The 2,945-nt window shown below is 74.5% G+C and carries 5 protein-coding genes; 1 reads left to right on the forward strand and 4 read right to left on the reverse strand.

Going from position 1 to position 2,945, the window contains the following annotated elements; translation table 11 throughout:
• Positions 1 to 1,162 (reverse strand): carboxylate--amine ligase (locus tag DKL51_RS22940; RefSeq protein WP_124812464.1); only part of this gene is annotated, 1,162 nt, incomplete at its 3' end.
• A 421-nt stretch (positions 1,163 to 1,583) separates the two neighbouring features.
• On the opposite strand from DKL51_RS22940, the gene rnhA reads away from it, so the two are divergent.
• Positions 1,584 to 2,066, forward strand: coding sequence for a ribonuclease HI (rnhA, locus tag DKL51_RS22945; protein ID WP_109944026.1), 483 nt, complete (start codon positions 1,584 to 1,586; stop codon positions 2,064 to 2,066).
• Positions 2,067 to 2,131: 65 nt separating this feature from the next.
• Here the strand turns inward: rnhA and DKL51_RS22950 are convergent, their stop codons facing one another.
• The 3 genes from DKL51_RS22950 to DKL51_RS22960 all read right to left on the reverse strand — a co-directional run.
• Positions 2,132 to 2,365: a hypothetical protein gene (locus tag DKL51_RS22950; protein ID WP_109944027.1), complete on the reverse strand. Its 234-nt coding sequence runs from the start codon at positions 2,363 to 2,365 to the stop codon at positions 2,132 to 2,134.
• 39 nt (positions 2,366 to 2,404) lie between these two features.
• Positions 2,405 to 2,641: a preprotein translocase YidC gene (locus tag DKL51_RS22955; protein ID WP_109944028.1), complete on the reverse strand. Its 237-nt coding sequence runs from the start codon at positions 2,639 to 2,641 to the stop codon at positions 2,405 to 2,407.
• Positions 2,642 to 2,708: 67 nt separating this feature from the next.
• Positions 2,709 to 2,945, reverse strand: a 237-nt coding sequence (locus DKL51_RS22960; RefSeq protein WP_148097830.1) for a pentapeptide repeat-containing protein, incomplete at its 5' end; no start/stop codon positions are given.

A 2,945-nucleotide genomic window follows, 5' to 3' on the forward strand; every position in this document is an offset into this window, starting at 1 on the left:
GGGCGAGGTCGTCGCGGGCGAACCAGGCCGTCTCGTCGACCCGGCGCAGCGAGCGGGCCCAGGCGACGAGGTTCAGTTCTCCCCGGCGGCGGTAGCCGAGCGCCGCCGGGAGGTCGTAGTTCTCCACCACCATCCGGCGCTCCCGGCACGGCCGCTGCTCCGGTACGGGCTGCCCGGTCAGGTCCAGGTAGGCGGCGCGGACGACGTCCAGACCGCCGGTGTCCTCGAAGACGCGGAACTGGGCGCCGGGCCGGGGATTGAAGTCCAGCAGCCGGTATCCGCCGTCGCGTGGGTCGCGCCGCAGGTCGAGGTCCATCAGGCCCTGATAGGAGAGGGCCTTGAGCAGTTGCTGCATGTCGGCGCGCAGCGGATGGTTGTCCACCGCCCGGCCGAGGGTGGTCAGCCCGGCGTGGGCCGGATAGGACCGTTCCTTGACCCCGGTGAAGCCGACCCGGCAGACCAGGTTGGCGTCGCAGTACCCGTGGAAGAACCAGTCGGCCTCAGGGCTGGCGGGGATGTGCTCCTGCAGCATCAGGCCGTGCAGCGCGTCCTCGCTCGTTCGACACGCCAGGAGGGCGGCCAACTCGTCGCGGCTGCGCACCAGTGTGGTGCTGCGTCGGTGCTTTCCGTCCGCGGGCCGCCAGGGGCGGGTCCGCTTCACGACGACGGGGAAGCCGACCCGGGAGGCGAACTCGTGCGCCTCCGCCGCCGATTCCGGCACCAGCGTGACCGGGGCCGGCACGCCGAGGTCCCGGCAGAGGCGGTGCAGGGACTGCTTGTCGGCCAGTTGCCGGGGCAGGTCCGGTGGGGGAGTCGGGAAGTGGAACCAGCGGCGCAGGTAGCGGCCCCGCTCGGCGAGGAAGATGGCGCCGGCGTCGTCGGTGGGCACCAGCACGGCCGGGCGGCCGATCCGCTCGGCCAGCCGCACCAGTCCCGCCGCGACGCGGTCCGCCTCGACGCCGGGGTTCCACTCCCACCGTCCCCGCACGTACCGGGACGCCGCGGCGGGGGAGAGCGGGTCCTCGTGGACGAGGTGGACCGGCACGCCGAGCCGGCCGAGGCTGCGGACCACGCCCAGGCCGCCGTGGTGGAAGACGTTGGGATCGAGCTTCAGCACCACCGCGGGGGTGCTGACGTCGATGTCGCCGAGTTGCCCGGTCACGATCCCGGCCGGTTCCCGCCGGCCAGCGTGCTCGGCCGCCGCGACGGGCGGCCGGCCCGGGCGGGTAGAAGGTAGGTGTGCAGGTCACAGGTCATGAGGAATCCCCCGGCGGCGCCGTGCGTCGCCCGGCAGCTCGAGATGTGGTGGCCCCCTGAGGGCGGACCGCGCGGGGCTCCGCCGCGGCACCGGGCCGTACGGTCGGTGAGGGTCCGTACGCCTCGCGATGGTCGCGATGTGTCGGCGGCGGATCTCGACCCGGTGGCGGCGTCGACGTCCCTCGGGAGGGATACTGCCGCACGGAAGCTGTCCCCGGGACAAATCGCCCAAATTGGGCCAGGCGGCATCAGGTGCGACGGCGGGCCGGTTCGCGCCGCGGGCGCGCTTCACGCCCTCGCCGAAGCCGTCCGGTAGGTTCTGCCGCATGACGGAGGCGACGGCTCACCGGACGGTGCAGATCTGGACCGACGGGGCCTGCAGCGGCAACCCGGGCCCGGGCGGCTGGGGGGCGGTGCTGCGCTACGGCTCGCACGAGCGGGAGCTCCACGGGGGTGAGTCGACGCCGACCACCAACAACCGGATGGAGCTGATGGCCGCGATCCAGGCCCTGGAGACGCTGACCCGGCCGGCCACCGTGGAGCTGCACACCGACAGCACGTACGTCCGCAACGGCATCACCAGTTGGCTGCACTCCTGGAAGCGGAACGGCTGGCTGACGGCGGCCCGACAGCCGGTGAAGAACGCCGACCTCTGGCAGCGGCTGGAGGCGGCCTGCGCCCGGCACCAGATCACCTGGCTCTGGGTCAAGGGGCACAACGGCCACCCGGAGAACGAGCGGGCCGACGCGCTGGCGAACCGGGGCATGGCCGAGGCCCGCGCGGGCGGGATCGTCCCGGCCGGCCGATGAGGGGCCGGAGTCGACCCCGGCCCGGCCGGTGCGATCGGCGGTGGACCGCACCGGCGCAGGTGGGGTCACTCCTCGATGTTCGGTGGTTCTCCCGTACCTGAGACGGCGTCGACGTCGTAGCCGGCCCGGCTGGTCTCCCGCGCCGGGCGCGCCTCCTCGGCCGGCAGGTCGGCGAAGTCGTCGCCGGTGTCGTCGGTGGTGTGCAGGGAGTCGCCCGGCGGCCGCAGCGACGCCTCGTAGGCGGTCGCGCCGTCGGGTTCGTCGGTGGCCGCGCGGCCGAAACGTTCCTCACTCGTCATGTCGCACTCCTGCCCGCGTCGCCCGGCGGCAAACGCCGCTCAGCGGGCCGCGTCCGGGTGTCCGGGCATGCCGGAGCCACCGGAGCTGCTGCCCGAGGCGCCGCCGGCCACCCCGGAGCCGTCGTCCGTGGTGACGACGTCCGGTTTCGGGGCGCCCTGCTCCGGCGCCGGCACGTCCGTGTCCGTCTCGACCTGGACCAGCCGGGCCTGGCCGGCCTCGTCCTCGGCGTGAGCCGGGTCGACCGGCTGCTTTCCCTGACGTGTCCGATATGCCACCGTCCGCCTCCTTGTACGGTGCGCCGTCGTGGTGCTGACGGCTACCCGGCGGGGGTCGGGCGAAACGTCAGCCCCGGCGCGGGGGTCGCCGCCGGTTGCGGGCGGATGCGGGCGACAGGGCGAGCGACCAGTGGGTGGGGCGGCGCAGCGCCGCGGGCAGCACGGTGCGGTGGTCGCCGCGGGCCGCGTCGAGCTGCGACTGGTGCAGGAAGAGGCAGTGGCTCAGGTCCGCCCCGCGCAGGTCCGCGCCGCGCAGGTCGGCCCCGGTCAGGTCGGCCGGGCCCAGGTCCACGCCGCGCAGGTC

Source organism: Micromonospora globispora, from assembly GCF_003857015.1.
Classification (GTDB): domain Bacteria; phylum Actinomycetota; class Actinomycetes; order Mycobacteriales; family Micromonosporaceae; genus Micromonospora; species Micromonospora globispora.

Excerpts from the sequence above, each read along its gene's own strand:
- rnhA (WP_109944026.1), top strand. The coding sequence starts at position 1,584 with ATGACGGAGGCGACGGCTCACCGGACGGTGCAGATCTGGACCGACGGG.
- DKL51_RS22950 (WP_109944027.1), bottom strand. The coding sequence starts at position 2,365 with ATGACGAGTGAGGAACGTTTCGGCCGCGCGGCCACCGACGAACCCGAC.